This is a genomic window from Chryseobacterium sp. Leaf201, from assembly GCF_001421435.1.
In the GTDB taxonomy this organism is placed as follows: domain Bacteria; phylum Bacteroidota; class Bacteroidia; order Flavobacteriales; family Weeksellaceae; genus Chryseobacterium.
This window is the reverse complement of sequence record NZ_LMKA01000101.1, coordinates 87,516-111,089: the sequence shown is the minus strand read 5'-3', so window position 1 is coordinate 111,089 and position 23,574 is coordinate 87,516. Positions and strand designations below refer to the sequence as shown.

Annotated in this window: 27 protein-coding genes and 1 riboswitch; of the genes, 15 read left to right on the top strand and 12 right to left on the bottom strand. The window is 39.2% G+C overall.

The genetic code is table 11. The annotated features are described in order from the left end of the window. Positions 1 to 234 precede the first annotated feature (234 nt). Genes idi through gcvT form a run of 3 tightly spaced genes read left to right on the top strand, consistent with a single transcriptional unit; the run spans position 235 to position 2,314 of the window. On the top strand, positions 235 to 741 hold the full coding sequence (gene idi / locus ASE55_RS15760) for an isopentenyl-diphosphate Delta-isomerase (protein WP_056221769.1): 507 nt from the start codon (positions 235 to 237) through the stop codon (positions 739 to 741). 4 nt (positions 742 to 745) lie between these two features. Continuing rightward, a complete protein-coding gene (locus ASE55_RS15755; RefSeq protein WP_056221766.1) occupies positions 746 to 1,222 on the top strand; it encodes a hypothetical protein in 477 nt (158 codons plus the stop codon). Positions 1,223 to 1,237: 15 nt separating this feature from the next. Further along, positions 1,238 to 2,314: a glycine cleavage system aminomethyltransferase GcvT gene (gene gcvT, locus ASE55_RS15750; protein ID WP_056221762.1), complete on the top strand. Its 1,077-nt coding sequence runs from the start codon at positions 1,238 to 1,240 to the stop codon at positions 2,312 to 2,314. An 84-nt stretch (positions 2,315 to 2,398) separates the two neighbouring features. On the opposite strand, the gene ASE55_RS15745 is transcribed toward gcvT, so the two are convergent. Then, complete coding sequence (locus ASE55_RS15745) at positions 2,399 to 2,836, bottom strand: hypothetical protein (protein ID WP_056221760.1); 438 nt, start codon at positions 2,834 to 2,836, stop codon at positions 2,399 to 2,401. Between the two features lie 354 nt (positions 2,837 to 3,190). On the opposite strand from ASE55_RS15745, the gene ASE55_RS15740 reads away from it, so the two are divergent. After that, positions 3,191 to 3,559: a DUF3060 domain-containing protein gene (locus tag ASE55_RS15740; protein ID WP_056221757.1), complete on the top strand. Its 369-nt coding sequence runs from the start codon at positions 3,191 to 3,193 to the stop codon at positions 3,557 to 3,559. A 209-nt stretch (positions 3,560 to 3,768) separates the two neighbouring features. On the opposite strand, the gene ASE55_RS15735 is transcribed toward ASE55_RS15740, so the two are convergent. Further along, positions 3,769 to 4,113 carry an arsenate reductase family protein gene (locus tag ASE55_RS15735; protein ID WP_056221754.1) on the bottom strand — a complete coding sequence of 115 codons (345 nt, stop codon included), beginning with the start codon at positions 4,111 to 4,113 and terminating at the stop codon, positions 3,769 to 3,771. Between the two features lie 80 nt (positions 4,114 to 4,193). Here ASE55_RS15735 and ASE55_RS15730 point away from each other — a divergent pair, with 80 nt between their 5' ends. From ASE55_RS15730 to ASE55_RS15715, 4 genes are all read left to right on the top strand, one after another. Beyond that, positions 4,194 to 4,661, top strand: a complete 468-nt coding sequence (locus tag ASE55_RS15730; protein ID WP_056221753.1) for an acyl-CoA thioesterase — start codon at positions 4,194 to 4,196, stop codon at positions 4,659 to 4,661. Positions 4,662 to 4,665: 4 nt separating this feature from the next. After that, entirely contained in the window at positions 4,666 to 5,538 is an 873-nt protein-coding gene (locus ASE55_RS15725; protein ID WP_056221748.1) for a sugar phosphate isomerase/epimerase family protein, read from the top strand. A 6-nt stretch (positions 5,539 to 5,544) separates the two neighbouring features. Beyond that, on the top strand, positions 5,545 to 6,225 hold the full coding sequence (locus ASE55_RS15720) for a hypothetical protein (protein ID WP_056221745.1): 681 nt from the start codon (positions 5,545 to 5,547) through the stop codon (positions 6,223 to 6,225). A 43-nt stretch (positions 6,226 to 6,268) separates the two neighbouring features. Next, positions 6,269 to 6,341, top strand: a riboswitch (Fluoride riboswitch). 30 nt (positions 6,342 to 6,371) lie between these two features. Beyond that, positions 6,372 to 7,676 (top strand): voltage-gated chloride channel family protein, encoded by a 1,305-nt coding sequence (locus ASE55_RS15715; protein ID WP_185116299.1) that lies wholly within the window; start codon positions 6,372 to 6,374, stop codon positions 7,674 to 7,676. Between the two features lie 266 nt (positions 7,677 to 7,942). Here ASE55_RS15715 and ASE55_RS15710 read toward each other — a convergent pair whose 3' ends face one another. Both ASE55_RS15710 and ASE55_RS15705 read right to left on the bottom strand, forming a co-directional pair. Further along, complete coding sequence (locus ASE55_RS15710; protein WP_056221742.1) at positions 7,943 to 8,137, bottom strand: hypothetical protein; 195 nt, start codon at positions 8,135 to 8,137, stop codon at positions 7,943 to 7,945. Positions 8,138 to 8,302: 165 nt separating this feature from the next. After that, positions 8,303 to 9,544 (bottom strand): MFS transporter, encoded by a 1,242-nt coding sequence (locus ASE55_RS15705; RefSeq protein WP_056221739.1) that lies wholly within the window; start codon positions 9,542 to 9,544, stop codon positions 8,303 to 8,305. 488 nt (positions 9,545 to 10,032) lie between these two features. On the opposite strand from ASE55_RS15705, the gene ASE55_RS20685 reads away from it, so the two are divergent. The 5 genes from ASE55_RS20685 (at position 10,033) to ASE55_RS15675 (ending at position 13,840) form a co-directional block, all read left to right on the top strand. Beyond that, positions 10,033 to 10,215, top strand: coding sequence for a hypothetical protein (locus ASE55_RS20685; protein ID WP_056221736.1), 183 nt, complete (start codon positions 10,033 to 10,035; stop codon positions 10,213 to 10,215). 9 nt (positions 10,216 to 10,224) lie between these two features. Then, positions 10,225 to 10,758 carry a hypothetical protein gene (locus ASE55_RS15695; protein WP_128414594.1) on the top strand — a complete coding sequence of 178 codons (534 nt, stop codon included), beginning with the start codon at positions 10,225 to 10,227 and terminating at the stop codon, positions 10,756 to 10,758. After that, the gene (gwsG, locus tag ASE55_RS15690) at positions 10,755 to 11,753 is read left to right on the top strand and encodes a grasp-with-spasm system ATP-grasp peptide maturase (RefSeq protein ID WP_056221730.1); all 999 of its coding nucleotides are present in this window, start codon (positions 10,755 to 10,757) and stop codon (positions 11,751 to 11,753) included. Before ASE55_RS15695 ends, gwsG begins: the two co-directional genes overlap by 4 nt. A gap of 190 nt (positions 11,754 to 11,943) precedes the next feature. Continuing rightward, positions 11,944 to 13,038, top strand: coding sequence for a grasp-with-spasm system SPASM domain peptide maturase (gwsS, locus tag ASE55_RS15680; protein ID WP_056221725.1), 1,095 nt, complete (start codon positions 11,944 to 11,946; stop codon positions 13,036 to 13,038). After that, positions 13,016 to 13,840 (top strand): GLPGLI family protein, encoded by an 825-nt coding sequence (locus tag ASE55_RS15675; protein WP_056221722.1) that lies wholly within the window; start codon positions 13,016 to 13,018, stop codon positions 13,838 to 13,840. The genes gwsS and ASE55_RS15675 overlap by 23 nt, the downstream gene beginning before the upstream one ends. 252 nt (positions 13,841 to 14,092) lie before the next feature. Here ASE55_RS15675 and rny read toward each other — a convergent pair whose 3' ends face one another. The 6 genes from rny to ASE55_RS15645 all read right to left on the bottom strand — a co-directional run bounded on the left by rny (position 14,093) and on the right by ASE55_RS15645 (position 18,720). After that, on the bottom strand, positions 14,093 to 15,658 hold the full coding sequence (gene rny, locus ASE55_RS15670; RefSeq protein ID WP_056221719.1) for a ribonuclease Y: 1,566 nt from the start codon (positions 15,656 to 15,658) through the stop codon (positions 14,093 to 14,095). Positions 15,659 to 15,897: 239 nt separating this feature from the next. Then, positions 15,898 to 16,191, bottom strand: coding sequence for a cell division protein ZapA (locus tag ASE55_RS15665; protein WP_056221715.1), 294 nt, complete (start codon positions 16,189 to 16,191; stop codon positions 15,898 to 15,900). After that, positions 16,191 to 16,493: a hypothetical protein gene (locus tag ASE55_RS15660; protein WP_056221713.1), complete on the bottom strand. Its 303-nt coding sequence runs from the start codon at positions 16,491 to 16,493 to the stop codon at positions 16,191 to 16,193. The genes ASE55_RS15665 and ASE55_RS15660 overlap by 1 nt, the downstream gene beginning before the upstream one ends. Before the next feature lie 136 nt (positions 16,494 to 16,629). Continuing rightward, the gene (locus ASE55_RS15655; protein ID WP_056221711.1) at positions 16,630 to 17,412 is read right to left on the bottom strand and encodes a porin family protein; all 783 of its coding nucleotides are present in this window, start codon (positions 17,410 to 17,412) and stop codon (positions 16,630 to 16,632) included. Positions 17,413 to 17,415: 3 nt separating this feature from the next. Beyond that, positions 17,416 to 18,147: a bifunctional demethylmenaquinone methyltransferase/2-methoxy-6-polyprenyl-1,4-benzoquinol methylase UbiE gene (gene ubiE / locus ASE55_RS15650; RefSeq protein ID WP_056221708.1), complete on the bottom strand. Its 732-nt coding sequence runs from the start codon at positions 18,145 to 18,147 to the stop codon at positions 17,416 to 17,418. Positions 18,148 to 18,150: 3 nt separating this feature from the next. Beyond that, positions 18,151 to 18,720 carry a hypothetical protein gene (locus ASE55_RS15645; RefSeq protein WP_056221705.1) on the bottom strand — a complete coding sequence of 190 codons (570 nt, stop codon included), beginning with the start codon at positions 18,718 to 18,720 and terminating at the stop codon, positions 18,151 to 18,153. 101 nt (positions 18,721 to 18,821) lie between these two features. Here ASE55_RS15645 and ASE55_RS15640 point away from each other — a divergent pair, with 101 nt between their 5' ends. Next, on the top strand, positions 18,822 to 19,889 hold the full coding sequence (locus ASE55_RS15640; RefSeq protein WP_056221703.1) for a 3-oxoacyl-ACP synthase III family protein: 1,068 nt from the start codon (positions 18,822 to 18,824) through the stop codon (positions 19,887 to 19,889). A gap of 67 nt (positions 19,890 to 19,956) precedes the next feature. Beyond that, positions 19,957 to 21,162 (top strand): metallophosphoesterase, encoded by a 1,206-nt coding sequence (locus ASE55_RS15635; RefSeq protein ID WP_056221700.1) that lies wholly within the window; start codon positions 19,957 to 19,959, stop codon positions 21,160 to 21,162. Between the two features lie 591 nt (positions 21,163 to 21,753). Here the strand turns inward: ASE55_RS15635 and ASE55_RS15630 are convergent. Together ASE55_RS15630 and ASE55_RS15625 are read right to left on the bottom strand one after the other, a co-directional pair. After that, the gene (locus ASE55_RS15630) at positions 21,754 to 22,506 is read right to left on the bottom strand and encodes a polysaccharide deacetylase family protein (protein WP_056221697.1); all 753 of its coding nucleotides are present in this window, start codon (positions 22,504 to 22,506) and stop codon (positions 21,754 to 21,756) included. 79 nt (positions 22,507 to 22,585) lie between these two features. After that, on the bottom strand, positions 22,586 to 23,554 hold the full coding sequence (locus ASE55_RS15625) for an NAD-dependent epimerase/dehydratase family protein (protein ID WP_056221694.1): 969 nt from the start codon (positions 23,552 to 23,554) through the stop codon (positions 22,586 to 22,588). Positions 23,555 to 23,574 lie beyond the last annotated feature (20 nt).

The window sequence follows — 23,574 nt, the reverse complement described above, 5'->3', positions numbered from 1 at the left end:
ATATTGATTTCCTTAATTAAAATCTATTATTAAAAGAATAATTTTAATAATATGATTACTATTGTAACGATATGGTTAAAAATTTTCTCTTTATAAACACGCTGTATCATTTAAGTTCATCCGGATTATTAAAACCATTCCTGCGTTGTATTCTGTGTTAATCCGAAATTCAAAAACAGTGATGTTTAACCAAAAAATTTCCAAAATACATTTATTACACTTACATTTGTAGAAATGGAATTTGTAGTTTTAGTAACCCCTGAAGATAAAGTTCTCGGCTCTATGGAAAAGCAGCAGGCCCACGTCAACGGCCTGTTACACCGTGCTTTTTCCGTATTTTTATTTAACGGCAAAGGCGAAATGCTTCTGCAGAAAAGAGCTTCCGGAAAATACCATTCCCCTTTAAAATGGACCAATGCGGTCTGTTCGCATCCAAGAATGGAAGAAACCTACCTTGAAGGTGCCCGGCGCAGGTTGAAAGAAGAACTGGGAATTGAAGTAGAACTTTCAGAAAAATTCAGCTTTATATATAAGGCGGATGTGGGAAACGGCTTATGGGAACATGAACTTGACCATGTTTTCACAGGGATTTTTGAAGATGCATTTATGCTGAATGAAGATGAAGTGGATGAAGTAAAATATATCACCATGGAAAACCTTGATAAAGAAATGGCTGAACATCCTGAAAACTTCACCGAGTGGTTTAAAATTATTCTGGAAGAATATAAGCACCAACTTTAGCACGATGAAAAAAATACTGTCAGCCTTATTTTTCTGTATCGGTTTTTTCCTTTTTGCACAATCGGTCCCTACAAAAGTATATGAAAGCCCGAATTACTCGGTTACGCTCCCGGACGGATGGAAAGTGACCAATGATAATGACATCGTCAACATTTTTCCTAACAACCATATCGGGGCCATCACCATCTCAGAATACCACGGCCTGAACCTGCCGAAAACAGAAACCAAAAAATTTATTCTAGCGCTTTACCAGTCTCCGGACGATGAAAAAAAGGTAACCAGCAGAAACGGTAAAAAAGGCTACACGGAGTATTTTTACGAATATACGGACGAAAAAGAAAAGCTGGTCTGGCTTACCCGGGTTTTCCAGAAAGACAAGGACCTTTTCCTGATCTCGGTAAACTGTAAAAAGCAGTACTGGAACGGAAATTATATGAAGCTTTTCAGGGAGGCTTTTGAAAGTTTTAAAATTAAACAATAGAAATAAAAATTAAATATGAAGAAAACAGCACTGTACGACAAACATGTTTCTTTGGGAGCTAAAATCGTACCTTTCGCAGGTTTTGAAATGCCTGTGCAATATTCCGGAGTTACTGAAGAACACTTTGCCGTAAGGGAAAAAGCAGGTATTTTTGATGTTTCCCACATGGGGCAGTTTTTTATTGAAGGCCCGGGATCCAGAGAACTTTTACAGTTTGTTACCACCAACAACGTAGATGCTCTTGAAAACGGAAAAGCCCAGTATTCATGCCTTCCGAACGAAGACGGAGGTATTGTGGACGACCTTATCGTTTACAAAATGGAAGATGAGAAATATTTTGTGGTAGTGAATGCTTCAAATATCGACAAAGACTGGAATCATATTTTAAAATACAATACGTTCGGGGCAAAAATGACGAACGCTTCCGATGATATGTCATTACTGGCAGTTCAGGGACCGAAAGCGACTGAAATCCTTCAGAAACTGACGGAAACCAATCTTTCTGAAATTCCTTATTATAATTTTACCGTAGGTTCTGTTGCCGGAGTGAGCGATGTTATCATTTCAAACACAGGCTATACCGGAAGCGGAGGTTTTGAGATTTATTTTAAAAATGAATCTGCTGAAAAACTTTGGGATGCGATCATTGAAGCCGGCGAAACGGAAGGTATTGTACCTTGCGGACTGGCGTCAAGAGATACCTTAAGACTTGAAAAAGGATTCTGTCTGTACGGAAATGATATTGATGATACCACTTCACCGATTGAAGCAGGATTGGGATGGATTACAAAATTCGATAAGGATTTTGTTTCCAAAGATACCTTTGCCAAGCAGAAAGAAGAAGGCATTACCAGAAAACTGGTAGGCTTCGAGCTTACTGACAAAGGGGTTCCGAGACACGACTACCCTGTTGTGGATGCTGAAGGCAATGTGATTGGAAAAGTAACTTCAGGAACACAGTCTCCGATGAAAAAAATCGGGTTAGGGTTAGCGTATGTAGATAAGCCTCACTTTAAATTAGGTTCTGAAATCTTTATCCAGGTAAGAAACAAGAATATTCCTGCAAAAGTGGTGAAAGCTCCTTTTGTATAATTAAGTTATCCTGACTTACTAAAAGTTAAAGGGCTTGAAAGTATAAAAAATCCGTCTGCACTGCAAAGTGAGACGGATTTTGTTTTAGTTACAGTTTACTGAACTGTTTTCTTCCTCAGATCCTATGTCAAAATACAGGGTGTTTTCATTCTTATCCACCATTGAATCATCGTAATTATCATAATTTTTATAATCCAGCAGCCCCTGGTTATTTATATAGGTAATGCACTTATTGGTGCTTTCAAACTTCAGGATCACTTTCGCAACAACTGCACTGTTATTGGAAAAAGGCCTGATGATTCCATTTTCAGGACCATCACTGGTGAATGATTCCATTTCAGTCTGTTGAGAGTTTATCGCAATTGTTTTTATCAGGATGCTATTCTCATCATACAGAGCAATATTTACTTTGGAAGCAGTTGAATTTTTATACAGATATTCTGTCGTAATCAAATAATCCACCTGCGAGTCACATGAAACAGTTATGAATAAAGGTATTAAGATGAATAAAAGCTTTTTCATATTTTATTTTTTTGCGGAAACCAATAATTGAAAACTACATGCACTCTTTTCGATGTTAATTTACAGTTACCGGTTTCCTGTTATTAATTTAATGAAATAAAGGTACCACAAAAACTAAGTCTTATTTAAACTTTCTAAATAATATCTCAAAAACTGATTCTCAATAATTTACTTTTACCGATGCTGATGAAATCTTTATAATCTACATAACTCAAGAGAAATGCGTAAAGCAAAGGTATTACCACAGAAAAATGGTCAAGAAGCTGTTTCATAATCTGTTAAGTCTCCTTTAAATTTATTATAACCACATGCAGTGGCATTTTAATTGTAGTACCACATTTTAAATAAATACGTATGAACACCATAAAAAAAGCATTGGCAGTTTCGGTTTTTTTCATCGGTTTACATTGGGCAGGTGCCCAAACCGGGACAAGCAGCCAGAACGGGAAAAGTATTGAAGTTAACGGTGTAGGAAACACAAAGACCTATTCTTCAGATGGCGGAAATGCCGTGATTGCAGGCGTTGAAAATGCAATTACGATTAACGGCCAGGTAGCCAGGCTTACAGTATCCGGTTCCGGCAATAAGGTGTATACCGATAAGGTATCCCGTATCATAATTGAAGGAACAGATAATAAGGTATTTTATAACACAGCACCTACCAAAACAGGAAAACCTGCTGTTTCTATTACGGGAGTGGGCAACGGTGTACAAAAAAGATAGTGGACTTTTTACAGTCCACTTTATTTATGCCGGCACTTGATCAGATAAAGTAAAGTACAGTATGTACATCTTATCTTTCAGGCAGAATATTCACATGTATCAGGAGGAAACCGATTCATCTGCGGCCGTGCTTCATTGTAACCTCAGCTGTAACACACCTGCATACAACAAATAACCGGTTTACTGTTTCCTGCTACTCTGCGGTTCCTTTAGAAAAAAGCTTTCAGGGCTTCCAGGTTTTTTTTGTCGTTGCCGATAAAAATATGGTCATCCGTAAGAAATACAGGACGCTTTAAAAAGGTGTAATGGTCCAGAAGCATTTCTTTAAAATCATTTTCCTCCAAAGTCTTCAGATCAAGTTCCCTTAATTTAATCTGTGTTGATTTTTTATTGATCAGTGCTTCATAAGACTGCGTAATGCTGTGCATGGCCTCCAGTTCCTCTTTGGTAATCGGTTCTTTTTTAATTTCGCGAAGCTCCCAGCCCGTTAAATTGAACTGCCCAAGAATCTTTCTGCAGGTATCGCATGTATTGAGATAAAATACTTTTTTCATTGATAATGATTTAATTTCCAAAATTAAGCTTAAATATAGGATTTTGAAAATTATTAAATATCTTTATTGAAATTTAAAAAATGGACAACAAACCGATTACCTTCCAGTTTATTTCCGAACCTTCTGATGTGAACTACGGAGGGAATGTTCATGGTGGCAGTGTAATGAAATGGATTGACCAGGCCGGATATGCCTGTGCAACCACCTGGAGCGGCAATTATTCGGTTACGGTATATGTCGGTGGCATCCGTTTTTATGAGCCCATTAAGATCGGGGAAATTGTAAAAGTGGAAGCCCAGGTTATTTATACCGGCTCTTCGAGCATGCATATTTCGATCAATGTTTTTTCCCGAAACCTGAAACAGCCGACTTTTGATAAAAAAACCCACTGCATTATTGTTTTTGTAGCGGTGGATGAAAACGGCAAAAAGCTTCCGGTACCGAAATGGATCCCCGAAACTGAAGAAGACCGGCAGAACGAGCATTATGCCATCCGCCTGATGGAGCTCAGAACGCAGATTGAAGATGAAATGAAACCTTTTTTATAAATAAATGCACAGAAGAGATTTTATACAGCTGTCCTCGCTGGGATTCTTGGGCCTGTATTCCTGCGGGATCACAAATTTCAAAAACAGAAAAAAAACATTGGGAATACAGTTATACACCGTCCGGGATGCAATTTCGGAAGATCTGGAAAAAACACTGGAAAGATTGGCAGGTTCGGGCTTTACAACGCTTGAAATCTACGGATACAACGGAACCTTCTTCGGAAAAACCAAAAATGAATTTCAGGCCATTTTAAAAAATACAGGACTGAAGGTAGTCAGTTCGCACCACACGAGCGGGATTCTCCATTCCGAAAAGGGAACGCTTTTAAACAGCTGGGAACAGTCGGTGGAGGATCTGCAGGCAATCGGGGCAAAATATATGGTCTGCTCTTATCTTTTTCCTGAAGAGCGGACAGTAAATAATTACCGGAAACTCCCTGAACTGCTCAACCGGTCCGGTGAAATCACCAAACAGGCAGGAATCCAGATGGCTTACCACAACCATGATTTTGAATTTGAAAAGTTTGATGACCGGCAGGTTGTGTATGACTATATTCTGGACAGTTCATCCCCTGAGCTGGTAAAAATGGAGCTTGACCTCTACTGGATTTCAAAAGCAGGATTCGATCCGCTGGCTTATTTTGAAAAATATCCGAAAAGATTCCCCTTATGGCATGTTAAGGATATGAAAGCCGGGTCGAAGGATTTTGCCGAAATCGGAAAAGGAACCATTAATTTTAAAAGGATCTTTGAAGCCGGGGGAAAGGCAGGCCTGGATTACTGGTTCCTGGAGCAGGACTCGAGTGACAAAGATATTTTCGAGAGTATCAAAATAAGCCGTGACTACATTACAGAAAACAGCTTTTTCTATAAATAAACCTTTATGCTGAAAATTAAAATCATACTGTTCCTTCTTATTTCTCTGCAGTTTTACTCGCAACCGCCGGATTCAATTAAATTTGATCTTCTTGATGAAGAGAGCAACGCAAGAGAATTATTTATCCGTACAATAATTAACAATGATAATGCTCAATATAAACAGCAGGACAATACTATACTGACTTCACTACAGAATTTTGACAAAAATAAAACAACAAGATACGGTTCTGAATTTGATATACATTCCGGACAACCGGACGAAGAAAACAGACCGGTTATCGGGAAAGCCTATGCGTTGGAACTTTATTCTGATGGGGTGTATACTTTTGAAGACCTGCATTTTAAACGCTTTACACTTTTTTCTAACCTTAAGAATAATCTCATTGGCTATGAGCTCTTTAATGATGAGGTAAAGCAGAGTGATATCGACCATTTTATTAAGGATTATTCTAAAAAGTATGAGCATGAAACGGATGATAATAAAACCCGGATATTACATTTTTTCGGAATGAAGAACAAAGATTTAATTTTCATCATAGAGAAGAATTATACCAAAACAGCAGGTGTTGCACTACCCGGTGAAAAAAATGAGACCGGGCATTCTGAACCAGTTAGGATATTTACCCTGTTTAAAAATGCAAGTCCTGAACAGGAAGATTTTATCTGGAGGGTAATAAACCGTTAACATGTACCGGAATAAAAATAATTATTGTAAAAAGATTATCTTTGCAACACAGGGAAATGGTGTTCTTCCTTACCCAACCGCCCTGTTTCAACGGGACTGATGACGCCTGATTAAGAGATTATGAACAGTAATTGAATCAGGAAATTATGCCTAAACATCAGAAAACAGTAAGCCATAAAGCAAGATTCCATATCCGTTTTTTCTTCAGGAAATACCCGGCGCTGCCTTATGTCATTAAATGGCTCTTTATCAGCCTTATGATCGGGCTGTCCGTAGGATCGGCTTCTGCAGGTTTCCTGCTGTCACTGCAATGGGCTACGGATTTCAGGGAACATCACCTCTGGCTGATTGGTCTGTTACCGGTTGCGGGTCTGCTGACCGGGCTTCTGTATCATTATTTCGGACAAGAAGTCGAGGCCGGCAATAACCTGCTGCTTGACACCATCCATCATCCGGAAAAAACAATTCCGTTTAAAATGGCACCTTTTGTTTACCTGGGAACGATGGCCACCCATTTTTTCGGAGGCTCGGCCGGCCGTGAAGGTACGGCACTCCAGATGGCCGGAGCCATTGCCTTTCAAATCAGCAGGCCTTTAAGGCTAATGCGGGATGAAAGAAGAACCCTGATTATCGCTGCTGTTGCTGCCGGTTTCGGTTCTGTATTCGGGACTCCGCTGGCCGGTGCGGTCTTCGGGCTTGAAGTATTTCTCGCGGGAAAAATCCGCTACCGGGCTATTTTCCCGGCTTTTGCATCGGCAGTGCTTGCTGACATTACCACTGATTTCTGGGGTGCCCGGCACACGCATTATCACATTGACAAGATTCCTGACCTTGGATTTCTGCCTGTTGTATACAGTGTCCTGGCAGGGATTATTTTCGGGATCTGTGCGGCAGCTTTCAGTCAATCCCTTCACAGGATGAGTGCCTTTTTCAGATTAAAGATCAGTTATCCTCCGTTCCGTCCGGTTACAAGCGGAATTATTGTAGCCGTGTTGGTATTTGCCATGGGAACCACCCGGTATATAGGTTTGGGGATCCCGGTGATATCAGAATCCTTTGAAAAACAGCTTCCGCTCTGGGATTTTGCTTTAAAAATGATGTTTACCGTCGTTACCCTTTCTGCGGGCTTTAAGGGCGGAGAAGTGACCCCGCTGTTCTTTATCGGGGCTACTTTGGGCAGTGCGCTTTCGTTGTTTATCCCGCTTCCGTTCGGTTTATTGGCCGGAATGGGATTTGTTGCTGTTTTTGCCGGGGCTACCAATACGCCGCTTGCCTGCCTGCTGATGGGCATTGAATTATTCGGGGCAGAATGCGGCGTGTATGTGGGTATTGCCTGCGTAGTTTCTTATCTTTTTTCCGGCCGCAACAGCATTTATTCCGGACAGAAAATCGGTGAGGCGAAAAACAGCCGGTATGATGCTGACTGTGATCAAAGCTTTTCGGATGTGTGATCCTGTTTTCCTGAAAGAAGTATCATTCAGAATGGTTTTGATCCCACCCTACGCCTAGCCCCGATTGTAATGAAAATCCTTTTTTGAAAAAAAAGATTGCAATGGAAAGCGGGAAACAGCTCCCAAAAATAAACAGAAAATATAAATCTGTAAAGCGGTTAACTGCCCTGACAGAAATTACAAAAACCTCCCGGAAGATCCGAAAGGCTTTTGCGTATTAAATGTGGAAATGTTTATTTCTTGTTGAAATAATTCTGAATATTCTGTTAGCAGGTAATAACCTGTGGACAGGCGATATACGTTGAGCAGTACTTAGGTCCGGTAACGGCTCCTGTACAGCTGCATCCGCAAAGTGAAAGATCCGGCGTACCTAATGAACCTCCTTTTCCTACACCTCCTACAATATTTTTCAGATCTTCTTTTCTAAGTTTCTTGGCGTTCTTTAAAATGTTGTTCTGCATTGTGACTTGTTTTTGATTAATATTATAATTTGGTTATTTCAAAGTTAAACAAATATTAATTATTCAAAGCATAATTTAATGTAATTTTTATAATTTATTTATTTTGTTGAACTTATTCATTTATTAAACGCAGCATCGGCTTATTTATTTCTTAAACACCTGAAATTATTCTGTAAATTCAAGGTCTTTGTCATGGGTTTCGGAGATGGTGAGGGAAGCGTAAAAGGCCAGCCCGAAGACAACAGCCCCTACAATGGCCGCACTTACCACTACTGAAAAATTATGCTTAAAAAAATCAAATGCGAAGATCATGACTGGAACCAGGCCGCGCACCATATTGGGAACGGTAGTGGTTGCCGTGTTCCGGATATTGGTCCCGAACTGTTCTGCGGCCAGGGTAACAAACATCGCCCAATATCCTGTTCCCAGCCCCAGCCATACGCAGAAAAAGTAATATCTGGTTTCTGTGTCGGTATTGCCGAAAAGCATTACGCCTGCTCCTACAATGGTAAAAACCAACATATAGAAAATAGCCATTTTACGGGATTTTAAAGCATGGGAAATGAACCCGCTCAGCAAATCGCCTACTGAAATCCCTACATAGGCCCACATGATGGCTTTGCCGGGATCAAGGTCTCTGATTCCCAGTTCGGGAGCGAACTGATTGGCAAGAACGGCCAGAATCCCGATGCAGAACCAGGTCGGCAGCCCAACGGCAATGCATTTCAGGTACCGTACGAGGCGGTCTTTATTGGTAAAGAAGGAAAGAAAGTTCCCTTTGGAAACTGATTGGTACTCTATATTTTTATAAATCCCCGATTCTGAAACGCTGATCCTTAAGAACAGAAGCATAATCCCTAAAATTCCGCCGATGATGTATGAAATATTCCAGCCGCCGGCTAATTCTACGGTAAGCTGGGCAACCACGGCACCCATCAGTCCGAAACCGGCGACTACGGAAGTCCCGATGGCCCGCAGATTCTTCGGCAGGCTTTCGGAAACAAGCGTTATTCCGGCCCCGAGCTCCCCGGCAAGGCCAATGCCTGCAATGAACCGTAATCCGGCATACTGATACACCAGATGCTCCTCCGGAAAATACGGCAGGAAACCGCAGGCAATGTTGGCTAAAGAATACACCAGGATAGACCCGAAAAGCACGGAAAGCCTTCCCTTCTTATCGCCGAAAATGCCCCAGAACACACCGCCGATAAGCAGGCCGATCATCTGGCAGTTGAGAATAAACGTTCCGTCGGTATCCGGATTCAGGCCTAATGCTTTAAGGCTCGGGATTCTTACAATACCGAACAGCAGAAGATCATAAATGTCTACAAAGTATCCCAGAGCGGAAATAATAACGGGAATGGAAAAGATAAGCTTTGCTTTGGCAGCTAATGAAGGTTCTTGCATCTTGATTTTAAGTTTGGCTAAAAGTAAAAATTAATTTTAAGCCTGCCGTATTTTCATTCCCATTAAATTAATTTAACCAAAAATGACTATTCCATTTAATATTTTGATCTGTATATCAATATTTTAAAACGTTTTTTACTGCTTTATATACGATAAGGTTAATGCTACCCGAATATTTTCAAAAATATTTACAATCCTCTTTTTTAAACCAAAAAATATATTTAAAATTGTAAAAACAATGAATAGTTGTTTTTATTACAATAAGGACTTTCCTGTTCAGGTTGGGTTATCATTTAATGGAACTATAAACAGGGTCCGCATTTTATCCCGGAATACTGATTGGCCAGGAATCTAAAAGATTTAATCATGGAGTATTTTGTAGTACGTAATACAAACGAAAGATGAATAAATACGCTTGCAAGCAGCACCAACAGAGATCTGATGTGTTTAAACTCTGATCTGCATATTAATTATAAACATTAGCAAAAATGAAAAAACAGTTAAAGTCCCTACAGGACAAAAAGTTAAATAGCAATGATATGATTTCTCTGAAAGGAGGAAAAAAGCGTCAGGAACCTGTGAAGACGATGGTAATGACCAATAGTGGCGGACATACTTCTGATGATGGCAATACTGATGATTCAGACTGGGCAACCGGTTCAGATTTATAGAATATGTTTTTGAAAAAAACAGCAGAAAGCCAATTCTTATTGGCTTTCGTTTCTTTAGCCTTGCTGATCTCGTGCTCCGGTTATCACGCAACCGTTTCTGATTCAAATAAGGATGACGAAAGGTACAGGTACGTGTTCCAAAATACAGATTATGACATTAAATTTCACAGCTATGGCGGAAGGCGTTTATGCCACCGTATGTTTTACCGCAAGTACGGAGAGCTGGTTTTCACCTACTATGACCGGTTAAGACAGGTTAAAAAGGAAAAAGGCAATGACGTGTATTACAGCTTTTTTATCGTAAAAGATATTCCGGAAAAGATTCTTCGGAAAAAGGATACGATAACGGTGAAGCTCTATAATAAGGAAGTCACCTGCTTCAGTGAAAACTACCGAAAAGGAAAGAGAAAAATATACAAAAGGTATTTTACTTCCGGGGATACGAACTACCTGTTTATCGGGGAGTATAAAAGATTTTATAAAGATAAACCTGCGATTTATGAATATCACATGTCCCAGGAAATGGAAGGATTGGAATTATGACTGAAATTTTAATTATCTCAAAAGCAGATCTGGAACTGACAACCAACAGCGTCTGCGACTGGCTGAATTATTACGAGGTTCCTTTTATTAGAATAAATGTGGATCAGATCACCGATCCTGCCTGTTATGACGTGTTTTTTAATCTGAATGATCATGAACTGGAAATTTTTGATAGAGTGAATAATAAAAAAATCGATCTGAAGAATATAAAAGTTGTATGGTGCAGGAGATTTACAGATATGGTGTATGATGATATCATTAAGCAGGAACATAAGATTGACCAGAACTTAATAAAATTCGCCAAGTTCCACGCCGCTGAAAGGAACAGGTTCTTAAGAATACTGTATGATTTTTATCCGGAATGGAAATGGTTCGACTATTACAAAGACTCCCTGAAAATTGATAAAATAGAGGTTTTAAGGCTGGCAAAAATACATAACCTGAATATTCCTGAGACGTATATTGCCAACAGTAAGAAATCACTGTTAAGAATAAAAAACCTGCATAAAAATCTTATTACGAAGCCGATTTTCGAGGGCATTGCTTTCTCTGATCCTGCAGGCATGTACGGTACCCATACACAAAAAGTCAAAAACCGGATGACCAAAGAATTTACCCCTTCTTTATTCCAGGAAAATATTGAGAAGAAGTTTGAGTTGAGGATTTTTTATCTGAATAACGAGTTCTATCCGATGGCCATCTTTTCTTCTAAAAGCAGTAAAACAAAAACAGATTTCAGGAATTACGATATTTTTAATCCTAACCGGTGTGTGCCTTATCACCTGCCGCAGATCATAAAAGAAAGCCTGACCAAACTGATGGCCTATCTAAATCTTTCCTCCGGCTCAATAGATATGATTAAAGATATAAACGGAAGATATGTTTTTTTAGAAGTAAACACAGTAGGGCAATTCGGGATGGTTTCCCTGCCGTGCAATTACCATCTGGAAAAAAAGGTTGCAGAATTTTTAATACAGAAAAAAGAGTATGCCTGATCATTTAAAAAACATAATCAAAAGAAATAAAGGGTCTTACATTCTGAGAGATCTGGACCCATTGTTCAGCCCGAATGAGAAGCTTCCTGATTACCGGAATTTAAATATAAAATCTTCTTTCCGGAATGGATCAGGAATATACCTCAGCAAAAAATTTTATAAAAGAATATCCAAATTTTAAAATAAAAGAATGGTTTATAAGCTGTACGCTGATATTATTCCTGTAAAAGGATATACGCGCTCCCTGTTGTTTGATCTGACAAAAAATAATTACTGGTATATTTCCAGTGAACTGTACGGGATTCTTACCAAAGAAATTGATTTTGAAAAATTACAGGATTTATACCTTGATAAAGCTGACCTGTTGAAGTCATATAAAAAATTCTTAGAGAAAAACGATCTCATTTTTCAGGTATCCCCCGATGAAATAAATGCTTTTCCCTCCATCAGTATGCAATGGTACAGCCCGAGCAGGATCACAAACATGATTATTGATGTTGATGCTGAAACCTCACTTGCTTCACTCCCAAAAATAAACCGTGAAATAGGAACATTAGGTGTTGAGGCTATATTATTCCGCTGCTTCAGCGAAAAAAAGCTGCAGGAGCTGAAAAAATATATTGTTTACCTAAGTGATGATCCACACAACAGATTACGTGACATTCAGCTTGAAATCAGCATCCCGGAAAAATCAAATTCAAAAAAAACAACTGCCGGCTTGAGGGAAATTTCAAAGTTTCCCATGATCAGTACGGTTACCGTGTATACTTTAAATGAAGAATTATTAAGCGATCCGGCGGAAGACCATAAGATCCAGTATATCCGACAATCAGTAGAAGGTCCTGAAAACTGCGGGATCATACATGGAAATATTGATTCGATCAACCTGGAAATTATTTCAGAATCAATCCATCATAATTCCTGCCTCAACTGCAAACTGTCTATTGACAGTGTCGGGAATATAAAAAATTGCCCTTCTATGGCAGAAAGCTTTGGAAATATTGAAGATACGACCTTAGAAGAAAGTCTTCAGCATAAAGATTTCAAACGATACTGGAATCTTACCAAAGATGATATCGACGGCTGTAAAGATTGCGAATTCAGATATGTATGTACCGACTGCAGAGCTTATACCGAACGTTCTTATACAAATAGAGAAGGACTTGACATTTCAAAGCCTTTAAAATGCGGCTACAACCCATATACAGGCGAATGGGAAGAATGGAGCACAAACCCTTTAAAACAAAAAGCAATTCAATATTATGGAATGGAAAAATTTATTTAAAATACTCATCTTCGTAAGCATGTTTTCTAATATAACCTATGCACAAAGCTATAAGATTTCTTACCGGATGAATTATAAACCGGACTCATTGTCTGAAGAGATTCAGACTAAGGATATGATTCTGTTGATTAAGAATAACCAATCAAAATTTTATTCTAAAGATCAGTATCTGAATGATTCTATCGTGATTGAAAAAGAAAAAGCCGGAGCGAACGTTCATAAAAAATACGATTACCATTTTATGGTGATCAAAGATAACCGAGAGAAAAAAACCAACAGATTTACTGTTTTGCTCAGGGATCTTTATAAAATTTCAGGGGCAAACCCTCTTTTTAAATGGGAAATAAGTAAAGTCACCAAAAAAATAGGTGATTACAACTGCCAGAAGGCAATGCTTACCTATTCCGGCCGTACCTGGGAAGCATGGTTCACCAACGATATCGCTTTACAGAACGGACCCTATGTTTTTGACGGGCTGCCCGGATTGATCGTATATATGAAAGACAGCGGAAACAACTATGAGTTTTCATTTACCGGAATAAAAAAAGATGAAACCACCGATATCCGTTATCTGTCTGCCAAACCTCTGGATATTACGGCAAAACAATGGGTAAAAGTCCAGAAAGACCACTATAATGATCCGTACAGGGAAATGAAAACAGGAAATGTAAAAGTCCGCTGGCAGGATAAAGACGGAAAGGAATTTGTACCGGATTATAAAGAGCTAACGAAAAACGAACAGCAGTATATCAAAAAGCATAACAACCCGATAGAATTAGCCGGTGCTGTCCGGTATCCTTAAATAAGCCAACAGCAATTTAACTGTTGTAAACTAAATTCTACAATTACAATAAGCATCCTGATACGGTGCTTATTTTAGTTTACTGATGGTTTGCAGCCTCAACCGTCCTATGCATTGGTGATTCCTTCCTAAGGTTCTCATTTTAGGCTGTTCCTGTCTGCAGTTTGTTATCTATTCTGCTCACTATGGCCAAATAAAAAAACCTTCCAATTTCTTGAAAGGTCTTTTAAAATATGTTTTTTCAGTGATTGATTATCTTGCGATATTTACGGCTCTGGTTTCCCTGATTACCGTTACTCTTACCTGTCCAGGATAGGTCAATTCATTCTGGATTTTTTCTGAAATGTCATAAGACAGCTGGGAAGCCACTTCGTCATTTACTTTTCCGCTTTCTACCATTACCCTCAGTTCCCGGCCTGCCTGGATAGCGTAAGCCGATGAAACACCGTCAAAGCTTAATGCTGCCGCCTCAAGGTCTTTTAGTCTCTGGATGTAAGATTCCAAAACCTGTCTTCTTGCTCCCGGCCTTGCTCCTGAAATAGCATCGGCTACCTGGATGATCGGGGATAGCAATGAGGTCATTTCCACTTCGTCATGGTGAGCTCCGATGGCATTCACCACTTCTGCATTTTCACCGTATTTCTCTGCCCACTGCATTCCTAATAAAGCGTGAGGAAGCTCTGATTCCTGCTCCGGCACTTTACCGATGTCATGCAGTAATCCTGCTCTTTTCGCCAGTTTTACATTCAGTCCCAGTTCAGCAGCCATGGTTGCGGCGATGTTTGCCACTTCTCTGGAGTGCTGTAAAAGGTTCTGTCCGTATGAAGAACGGTATTTCATTCTTCCTACAATCTTGATCAGTTCAGGATGTAATCCGTGGATTCCCAAATCGATGATCGTTCTTTTTCCTACTTCAATAATTTCCTCTTCGATCTGCTTTCTTGTTTTTTCCACCACTTCTTCAATTCTTGCAGGGTGGATCCTTCCGTCTGTTACCAGTCTGTGAAGGGAAAGTCTTGCGATTTCTCTCCTTACCGGGTCAAAACATGAAAGAAGAATGGCTTCAGGGGTATCATCAACAATGATTTCAACGCCTGTAACAGATTCCAGAGCACGGATGTTACGTCCTTCCCTACCGATAATCCTTCCTTTTACCTCATCCGACTCAATGTTGAAAACCGATACGGAATTCTCAATGGCCTGTTCCGTCCCGATTCTCTGGATGGTCTGGATAATGATTTTTCTTGCTTCGCTTTTCGCATTAAGCTGGGCTTCTTCCATAATGCTCTGAACGTGTGCCTGAGCTCTGGTTTTCGCTTCTGCCTTCATGGTTTCCACCAATTCTGCTTTGGCTTCTTCTGCGGTATAATTGGCTATTTTTTCAAGGACCTCTACTTTCTTAGCGGTTGCAGAATCCAGTTCCTGCTGTTTTCTTTCCAGGATCTCTGTTTTCTTGGCGTAATCTGCAATCTGCCTGTCCAGATCTTTTTCAAGCTTTCCGGTCCTGCTGAGCTCGTCATTCAGCTTGTGTTCTTTGTCTTTGGTTCTTTTTTCAACCTCCTGCATTCTCTTTTCGCGTGCCTGGATATCGGCATCATGCTGGGATTTCAGCTCCAAAAACTTTTCCTTCGCCTGAAGGTTCTTTTCTTTTTTTATGGATTCGGCCTGTACGTTAGCTTTTTCTATAAGATTTTCAGCATTTTTCTGTGCATCATCTATAATAAATTTTGCTTTGGTATTGAGTGAGCTCCTGGAGAAAAACATCCCTACTGCTGCACCGATTACCAGGCAAATAATGCCAATTATAATTTCTATCATAATTTATATTAAGTTTTAATTGTCTTCATATTAAATAAAAAAAGCCTACAACAATTCAGTGATATAGAGTAAACTCCTAATCAACACGATTTGAACTGATTTCCACTGTCTGTAATCCGGACGGACCGGCACGCCATTCGATGGACATTTGTTCGGTAATTGTTTAGCGTTGAGTTTACCTTTAATGTGTTAGAATTATTGTAGGCAGTTTTTGCGGGAAAAAAAATCTATTTCCCTGTTTATTTCATTTCATTCACTTCACCCATAGACTTGCTGATCTGCATCAATCTGTCTCCGGCAGAATGTATTGTTTTCTCGTAGTTTGCAGACACCACCTCGGCATTGGTTCCCAGTTTAAGGGCACACATGGCCAAAGCATCCTGTTTGTCTCTTACATCGAAATTCTGTTCAAAATCTTTAATCATATTCTCAATCTGCTTCCCTACCTTACGCAGTGTTTCTTCTTCTGCTGCCGGTACGTTTAGCGGATACACCCTTCCTGCAATGTTGATGGTTATTCTTCTTACCTCCATTATAATCCGCTGTTTTGAAGCTGTGCAATACAGAAATCCACTTCTTTTACCAGCCTGTTGATGTGGTTCTTCATCAACCGGTTATGTTCAGGGTTTCCTGATATTGCTGAATAAAGCTTTATATTTTTTTGTTCTTCTGCTAATACCTGACTTTTTTTTCTCTCCTCATCATATTTCTTCTTCAGTTCTTCATGCTCCTGGTTCAGTTCAGAAAATTTTTCAGCAAGATTTTTGTAATTCTTTTGTAACAGCAAAATCTTTTTCTCTAATTCTGAAAAATGGTTTTCTAAATCTTGAAGCATTCAGGTTTTGTATATTCTAACTGTTAGCAAAAATAACAAAATATTAATACTAACAAAAATAAAACGCGCTATATTTTGATTCAAAACAAAAAGGAGACACAAAATGCATCTCCTTTTTTTATCTTAAAAATATTTTTTATTCAAATTTCAGCACGAAAAATATCGCTCTTGTCTGTAATGTAGACATCGCTGATGTCCAGTACGGCGGCGTGGTAGCATTATCTGCAACAATCTCGTTATTCATGATGAAGGTACCTCTGATAGCCGGTGTCAGCTTAAATTTATTAAAGTAGAACTGGATCCCCATTTCCGCAGACCAAGCAAAGTTATGCGTGGTAGACCTGAATACCTGCTGAAAGTTATCATCCGTAGAATCTGAGTTGGACTGAAGGTTGACAATGTAGTTCACCCCTGCTGCCACATACGGCCTGGAGTTGTACCATCTCATTCCGTGAAACTCCAACAGTACAGGAACATCTACCAAAGTAGTTTTAATCTCCCTTACGCGGTCTCTTTCCGTTAAAGGGATAGGAATAAACGGATCATTCGTCAAAGTTCCCGCAGCATACTGGTCGTTTGACTGTGTGTTGAAGGTAAGCTGTCTCTGCCCAAATTGTAACCCCGGTTCCAGTCTTACATCCAGATAGTCATTCAGCCTCCATTTGGCAATCAGTCCGGCACCGAAGCTGTAGCTCGCTTTGGATGTAATAAGATTCTGGTTATTATTCATACCGTATCTCGGATCGAGAACGATACGGTAGCCAAGCCTGTTTCCGTTCAGGTAAAACCCCCAGCTGAATTTCTGCTCGTCAAAGTCTTCCAGCTTATCCATTCTGTTTCGGGTTCTGAATTGCGCGTTTGATAACACGGCAACATTTACTGAGGCTAAAACCAGTGCTTTTAATAAAAATTTACTCATAGGTTACTTTGTTGCTTTATAAATTGTGGCTATACCTAAACTTAGTTTTTTATATTCAACTTTTTTAAATCCTGTATCTAAAAGAATTTGTCTCATCTTCTCCCCGAAAGGAAAAGCGTTTACAGAATCCGGAAGGTATGTGTATGCCCTATTATCCTTAGAGACCAGTCTGCCGATGGCAGGCAATATATTTTTAAAGTAAAACATATAAAATGGTGCTAAGAAACCCTCAACCTTTGAAAACTCCAGTATATAAACACTCTTGTTATCTTTAACCACTCTTCTTAATTCTGCCAAACCTTTGGTAAGGTTTTCAAAATTCCTCACTCCGAATGCAACGGATACCGCATCGAACCTGTTATCCTCGTAAGGTAAGTTCTCCGCATCTCCTTTTTGCATGGAAATTTTGCCGTCTAATTTAAGTTTTTTTATTTTAATAACGCCAACATTTAACATTTGTTGCGATAAATCCAAACCAATCACTTTGGAGCCTGTTCCCTTTTCAATGGTGATGGCAAGATCGCCCGTTCCCGTAGCCACATCCAGCACTTCCTGCGGGTTATCATTTTTCATCCACTTCACCAGCGTATTCCTCCACAAAACATCAATTTTCATGGACAGTACATGATTCAGAAGATCATATTTCGGTGCTATGTTGTCAAACATATCTTCTACCTGGCTCTTCTTCGTTGCTTCAGAGTTGTAGGGCGTAATTTTGGTAATATCTTTTGTCAAAACTTAAAACTTGTAATATTCTTTATAATAATTAAGGTAATCCTGCTTCCTGAAGATCTTTGATCTGGATTCCACCTGCTGGATGTTTTTGACTACTCTGTCATAATCTTCATCCACATTGTAATAAAAATCATCCGTAAATATTTTGCTGAAGCGCCGGGCTCCCCCAAAATATGGTTTTCCGTCAATCACGGTTTTATCCAGTGCCAAAAGTAATGAATCTTTTTTAAGATTGTATCCGTAATACTGATCATTGATGTAATAATCCTGATGGGCGATATTAATCAGCCCGCGGACTTTGTTTACTTCAAAAGCAGAATCAAAGAGCATTTTCTTGTTACGGTCAAAAACTTTAATTGAATTTTTCCCCTTCTTAAGGTCAACGGGAACAGTCTGACCTCCTGCAATAGTACCTTCTGAACCGTTGTTGATCCTGTAATAATAGGTATCCGGCGTAGGGTTATCCACCACATAATAATTCTTCTTGGCTAAAAACAGGAAGTAAACTCCGAATGCAACGATAAACGCCACAACTGCAATAACTAAGCCTTTTAAAGACGCATTATTTTTCATAAGACTGTAAAGTACAATTTTTGCAAATTTAATAATATTTTTAATTCTTTGTTGTTAATATTAATTATTAACTTTGCCTCTTTAAAAAATCATATAAACGAATGCCGAATACGATCATTATTGGTTCTGGATCTTATCTTCCCAGCAAAATTATCGGGAGAGACTATTTCTTAGATTCAGAGTTTTATTCAGATGACGGAATAAAGATTGATAAACCCGCAGAAGAAACGATTGCTAAATTTGTTGAAATTACAGAAATAGAAAACAGAAGATTCATTGATGAAGGTCTTTCCAATTCACAAATCGGGTATGAGGCTGCAAAATTAGCGATTGCAGATGCAAAAATAGATCAGGAAGAACTGGATTACATTATCTATGCCAGTAATTTCGGGGAAGTGACCGTACACGGATACGCTGATTTCATGCCGACTATGGCTGCCAGGGTAAAAAATAAATTAGGGATTAAAAACAGGAAATGCATTACCTATGACATGCTTTTCGGATGCCCGGGATGGGTGGAAGGCATGATCCTCGCTGATAACCTGATTAAAGCCAAAGTTGCCAAAACCATTCTGATCATCGGTTCAGAAACACTGAGCAGGGTAACAGACCCGCACGACAGAAACAGGATGATTTTTGCAGACGGAGCCGGAGCGGTAGTGGTAAAGGCCACCGACGAAGAAAATGTAGGGATTATTGCCCATAACACAATATGTGACAACGGCCTGGAGCTGGATTATCTGGCTAACGGACCTTCCATCAACAAAGAATCTGACCAGAGCCGCCTGTATGTAAGGATGCAGGGAAGAAAAATTTACGAGTACGCTCTTAAAAATGTTCCTGCTGCAATCAAGGAAACGATTGACGATGCAGGCCTTTCCATTGAAGATATCAACAAGATCCTGATCCACCAGGCCAATGCCAAAATGGATTATGCGATGATCGAGAGGCTTCACAAGCTTTATAACATCAGAGAATATGACCATTCGGTTTCCCCGATGACGATCCAGGAATTCGGGAACTCTTCCGTTGCTACCATTCCTACGATGTATGATTTAATTATTAAAGGAAAAATGGAAGGTCATACGTTTAAAGAAAAAGGTAACATTGTGATGACTTCGGTAGGTGCCGGAATGAACATCAATGCGATCGTATACAGATTTCCTTAATCTATTTTAATCTAACAAAATAAATAAAAGCACAGGGAATCATTCTTTGTGCTTTTTTAAACCAGTTATGCAAAGAAATTTTTTTATCATTGCGGTGATCTTCCTTTTTCTGGAAGTCTATATTTATCAGGCCATCAGGACACTTACAGACAACTTCTGGCTGAGGACCGGCTACTGGGTTTTCTCGCTGGCTGTTTACGGGTTTTTCGCGTACGAAGTGACCCATTTCAGCAGGGCAGACAGAAGCATGGTAAGAGCCCAGATCATGATCTCGCTTTTTCTTGTTTTTATCCTGCCTAAAGTTTTCGTGGTTTTATTTTTGCTGATTGATGATATTTTCAGAACCGGCAGTTACCTGATCGGGCTTTCAAAACCGACGGAACATTTTTTTCCGGAAAGAAGGAAGTTTTTAAGCCTTGTGGGTTTGGGACTGGGAGGCGTGCTTTCTGCCCTGTTTATTGACGGGATTACCTTCGGACGTTACCGTCATAAAGTGAGAAAGGTAAAAGTAAAGCTGGCCAATCTTCCGAAAAGCTTCAAAGGATATAAAATCATTCAGATTTCAGATGTCCACAGCGGCAGCTTTTCAGATCCGTCCAAACTGCAGCATGCCATTGACCTGATCAACGAACAGAAAGCTGATCTGGTGCTGTTTACCGGAGATATGGTGAATAATGTGGCTGATGAATTCAAACCGTTTATCCCGCTGTTTTCCCAGATTACAGCGCAAGACGGCAAGCTTGCAGTTCTTGGCAACCATGATTACGGCGATTATGTAAAATGGGATTCCCTTGGTGACAAGAAAAAGAACCTTGATACGCTGATTGCGTATGAAAAGCAGGCCGGCTTCGATATGCTTCGGAATGAACATAGAATCATCGAAAAGAACGGTGAAAAATTATATATCCTGGGCGTTGAAAACTGGGGTTTAAAACCCTTCCCGCAATTCGGCAGACTGGATGATGCCTTAAAAGGCGTACCGGAATCTGCAGCCAAGATCTTGATGAGCCACGACCCTACCCATTTCGATTATGTCGTAAAAATGCACCCCGGAAATGTACACCTGACCCTCTCCGGACATACGCACGGAATGCAGTTTGGCCTGGACCTTAAAAATATAAAATGGTCTCCGGTTCAGTACCGGTATTCCAAGTGGGCCGATCTCTATGAAAGCGAAGGGAAAATGCTGTATGTAAACCGTGGCTTCGGGGTATTAGGGTATCCGGGAAGGGTTGGCGTTTTGCCGGAAATTACGCTTTTTGAACTGGCTTAATTTGTTATCAGATTCTTTATTTATTTTTGCACGTAAATCTGTATGAATCCATAGTTTTTTTAACGCAAAGATTTATTTTGACACTTTATAGTAGAGGGATCAAAGATGAATCAATATATTGATTTGATGAAGTATACTTTTCAGCTTTTCGAAGCAAGTTTATTTGTCTTTGCTATTCTGAAAATCAAGATTTGAATCATTAAATCTGTTACTTTTTAAAAGCAAAGATTTATTTTGAGCTTTAATAAAGGGAGCAAAGATGAATCAATATATTGATTTGATGAAGTATACTTTTCGGCTTTGCGAAGCAAGTTTGTTTGTCTTTTTTCTTCTAAAAATCAACTATTTAAATAATTAAATCTGAAACATTTTTTAACGCAGAGATTTATTTCGAAACTTTATATTAGAGGGGAGCAAAGATGAATCAATATATTAATTTGATTAAGCATACTTTTCAGCTTCGCGAAGCAAATTCATTTGCCTTTGCTTTCTGAATCAACATATTGAACAATTAAGCCTTTGCGTGTAAATTAATTCATAGCTAGATTTTAATATCAAATAAAAAATCCGTGAAATCCGTGGGAAATAAATCTAAAAAATATAATCTTTCATCCGGGAAGTAGCCATTTCTTTTTCATTGATCCAACTGAGGAGGGCATCCAGTTTATCCTCCATTTTCTTTCCTGAATTCAGTTTCCTGTAAAAAGGGATTTTAAACCTGTGTTTATTAAAATCGGTAAATTGCCAGGTACTGAGATAGATCAGCACAAATTCATCGTTTTTTAATGTTTCGAAAACCATATTCCGGTAATATTTCATCGGAAGCACCTGGAACACAAAATCATTATACGGCAGCTGGCTGTATGGGGAGATACTTTCCGGCACCCTGCTCAACCCGTTTTCTTCATGGATTTCCGTATCTCTTTTCAGCCGTTTGAAAGGGAAAAGAATATTGGCATTATCGATATCGGAAATGTAATTAAATTCCATCATTTTCAGGCTTTCCAAAGGAAGCTGGTGATCTTTCCGGCGAATGCCTCTGATCTGTTTTCCTAAAAATTCCTGCGCTGATTTCTTCGTGTTTTCAATTTCCTGAAGCGTGTCGTTTTTATGATAAAAAGCAATTTCATGCCCTTGGGATGAAATTGCTTTTATTAAATTCTGAAGGTTGCATACCAATGAAACTTCTACAAAAAAAGTAGCTTTAACATCATGAATATCTAAAATCCTCAGGATTGCTTTTGTATTATCAACGGTAATCTGTAATCGTTCTTCATCTGAAATATGCATACTGCTTTTTGACTCAGCTTCAATATTTACGATGTTAAAAGTTAATAATACCATTTAAATTAAATTTTAGATAAATCATATAATGTGTGCATTATCATATGTTAATATAATTTACATTAAAGTTAAGCTTGACCTATTGAGTCTTATTCAGTTTTACTTTGAGGTTTTTAATCATATCCTTGGTCATTTCAGAAATCCCGAAATCATAAGATAATCCCCAGTCATTTTTTGCTACGGAATCATCTATAGAAGCCGGCCAAGAATCTGCGATCTGCTGTCTGAAATCTGGCTTGTAATCAATTTCAAATTCCGGAATTTCTTTTTTGATTTCTTCTGCAAGTTCTTTAGGTGTGAATGACATTCCGCCAAGATTGTAAGAGGAACGGACAGTCAGGCTTTCTTTCGGAGCTTCCATTAATTTCAAGGTGGCATTGATGGCATCATCCATATACAGCATCGGCATGCCTGTATTCTCAGAAATAAAACTGGTATACTTTCCTTCTTCAATCGCTTCATAAAAAATTTCAACTGCATAATCCGTTGTTCCGCCGCCTGCAGGTGTTTTCCAGGAAATCAGTCCCGGATAGCGTATGCTTCTTACATCTACTCCATGCTTGTCAAAATAATACTCACACCATTTTTCACCGGCCATCTTTGAAATCCCGTATACGGTAGTCGGATTCAGAACAACATCCTGCCCTACGTTTTCCTTCGGAATTCCTTTCCCGAAAACGGCAATTGAACTCGGCCAGAAAATCTTCTGAATAAGACCTTCTTTTGCCAGCTCACAAAAATGAATAAGCGGTTCAAGATTCAGTTTCCATGCAAACAGCGGCTGCTTTTCTGAAGTTCCGGACAGCAGTGAAGCCAAATGGTATACAGTGGTGATATCATAGTCTTTAATCACCTGTTTTACCAATTGAGTATTGGTAACATCCATTCTTTCATAATAGCCTGCAGAAGTAAGGCCTTTCTGCCATCTGTCCAATCCTGAAGCAACAACATTTTCAGCTCCGTGAATTTCAACCAGCCTGTTTGTAAGTTCGGTACCTATCTGCCCTAACGCGCCGGTAATCAAGATTCTTTCCGTGTGGGATTCCATTTTTCTATATTATTATTGAT

What these genes read in the sequence shown, in the direction of transcription:
- ASE55_RS15715 (WP_185116299.1), top strand. Translation starts at nt 6,372, where the DNA reads ATGCCTAAACATCAGAAAACAGTAAGCCATAAAGCAAGATTCCATATC.
- ASE55_RS15720 (WP_056221745.1), top strand. Translation starts at nt 5,545, where the DNA reads ATGCTGAAAATTAAAATCATACTGTTCCTTCTTATTTCTCTGCAGTTT.
- ASE55_RS15725 (WP_056221748.1), top strand. Translation starts at nt 4,666, where the DNA reads ATGCACAGAAGAGATTTTATACAGCTGTCCTCGCTGGGATTCTTGGGC.
- ASE55_RS15730 (WP_056221753.1), top strand. Translation starts at nt 4,194, where the DNA reads ATGGACAACAAACCGATTACCTTCCAGTTTATTTCCGAACCTTCTGAT.
- rny (WP_056221719.1), bottom strand. Translation starts at nt 15,658, where the DNA reads ATGATAGAAATTATAATTGGCATTATTTGCCTGGTAATCGGTGCAGCA.
- gwsS (WP_056221725.1), top strand. Translation starts at nt 11,944, where the DNA reads ATGGTTTATAAGCTGTACGCTGATATTATTCCTGTAAAAGGATATACG.
- ASE55_RS15710 (WP_056221742.1), bottom strand. Translation starts at nt 8,137, where the DNA reads ATGCAGAACAACATTTTAAAGAACGCCAAGAAACTTAGAAAAGAAGAT.
- ASE55_RS15645 (WP_056221705.1), bottom strand. Translation starts at nt 18,720, where the DNA reads ATGAAAAATAATGCGTCTTTAAAAGGCTTAGTTATTGCAGTTGTGGCG.
- ASE55_RS15625 (WP_056221694.1), bottom strand. Translation starts at nt 23,554, where the DNA reads ATGGAATCCCACACGGAAAGAATCTTGATTACCGGCGCGTTAGGGCAG.
- ASE55_RS15635 (WP_056221700.1), top strand. Translation starts at nt 19,957, where the DNA reads ATGCAAAGAAATTTTTTTATCATTGCGGTGATCTTCCTTTTTCTGGAA.
- ASE55_RS15735 (WP_056221754.1), bottom strand. Translation starts at nt 4,113, where the DNA reads ATGAAAAAAGTATTTTATCTCAATACATGCGATACCTGCAGAAAGATT.
- ASE55_RS15630 (WP_056221697.1), bottom strand. Translation starts at nt 22,506, where the DNA reads ATGGTATTATTAACTTTTAACATCGTAAATATTGAAGCTGAGTCAAAA.
- ASE55_RS15755 (WP_056221766.1), top strand. Translation starts at nt 746, where the DNA reads ATGAAAAAAATACTGTCAGCCTTATTTTTCTGTATCGGTTTTTTCCTT.
- ASE55_RS15655 (WP_056221711.1), bottom strand. Translation starts at nt 17,412, where the DNA reads ATGAGTAAATTTTTATTAAAAGCACTGGTTTTAGCCTCAGTAAATGTT.
- ASE55_RS15660 (WP_056221713.1), bottom strand. Translation starts at nt 16,493, where the DNA reads ATGCTTCAAGATTTAGAAAACCATTTTTCAGAATTAGAGAAAAAGATT.
- ASE55_RS15745 (WP_056221760.1), bottom strand. Translation starts at nt 2,836, where the DNA reads ATGAAAAAGCTTTTATTCATCTTAATACCTTTATTCATAACTGTTTCA.
- ASE55_RS15705 (WP_056221739.1), bottom strand. Translation starts at nt 9,544, where the DNA reads ATGCAAGAACCTTCATTAGCTGCCAAAGCAAAGCTTATCTTTTCCATT.
- gwsG (WP_056221730.1), top strand. Translation starts at nt 10,755, where the DNA reads ATGACTGAAATTTTAATTATCTCAAAAGCAGATCTGGAACTGACAACC.
- ASE55_RS15740 (WP_056221757.1), top strand. Translation starts at nt 3,191, where the DNA reads ATGAACACCATAAAAAAAGCATTGGCAGTTTCGGTTTTTTTCATCGGT.
- ASE55_RS15640 (WP_056221703.1), top strand. Translation starts at nt 18,822, where the DNA reads ATGCCGAATACGATCATTATTGGTTCTGGATCTTATCTTCCCAGCAAA.
- ASE55_RS20685 (WP_056221736.1), top strand. Translation starts at nt 10,033, where the DNA reads ATGAAAAAACAGTTAAAGTCCCTACAGGACAAAAAGTTAAATAGCAAT.
- ASE55_RS15665 (WP_056221715.1), bottom strand. Translation starts at nt 16,191, where the DNA reads ATGGAGGTAAGAAGAATAACCATCAACATTGCAGGAAGGGTGTATCCG.
- gcvT (WP_056221762.1), top strand. Translation starts at nt 1,238, where the DNA reads ATGAAGAAAACAGCACTGTACGACAAACATGTTTCTTTGGGAGCTAAA.
- idi (WP_056221769.1), top strand. Translation starts at nt 235, where the DNA reads ATGGAATTTGTAGTTTTAGTAACCCCTGAAGATAAAGTTCTCGGCTCT.
- ASE55_RS15675 (WP_056221722.1), top strand. Translation starts at nt 13,016, where the DNA reads ATGGAATGGAAAAATTTATTTAAAATACTCATCTTCGTAAGCATGTTT.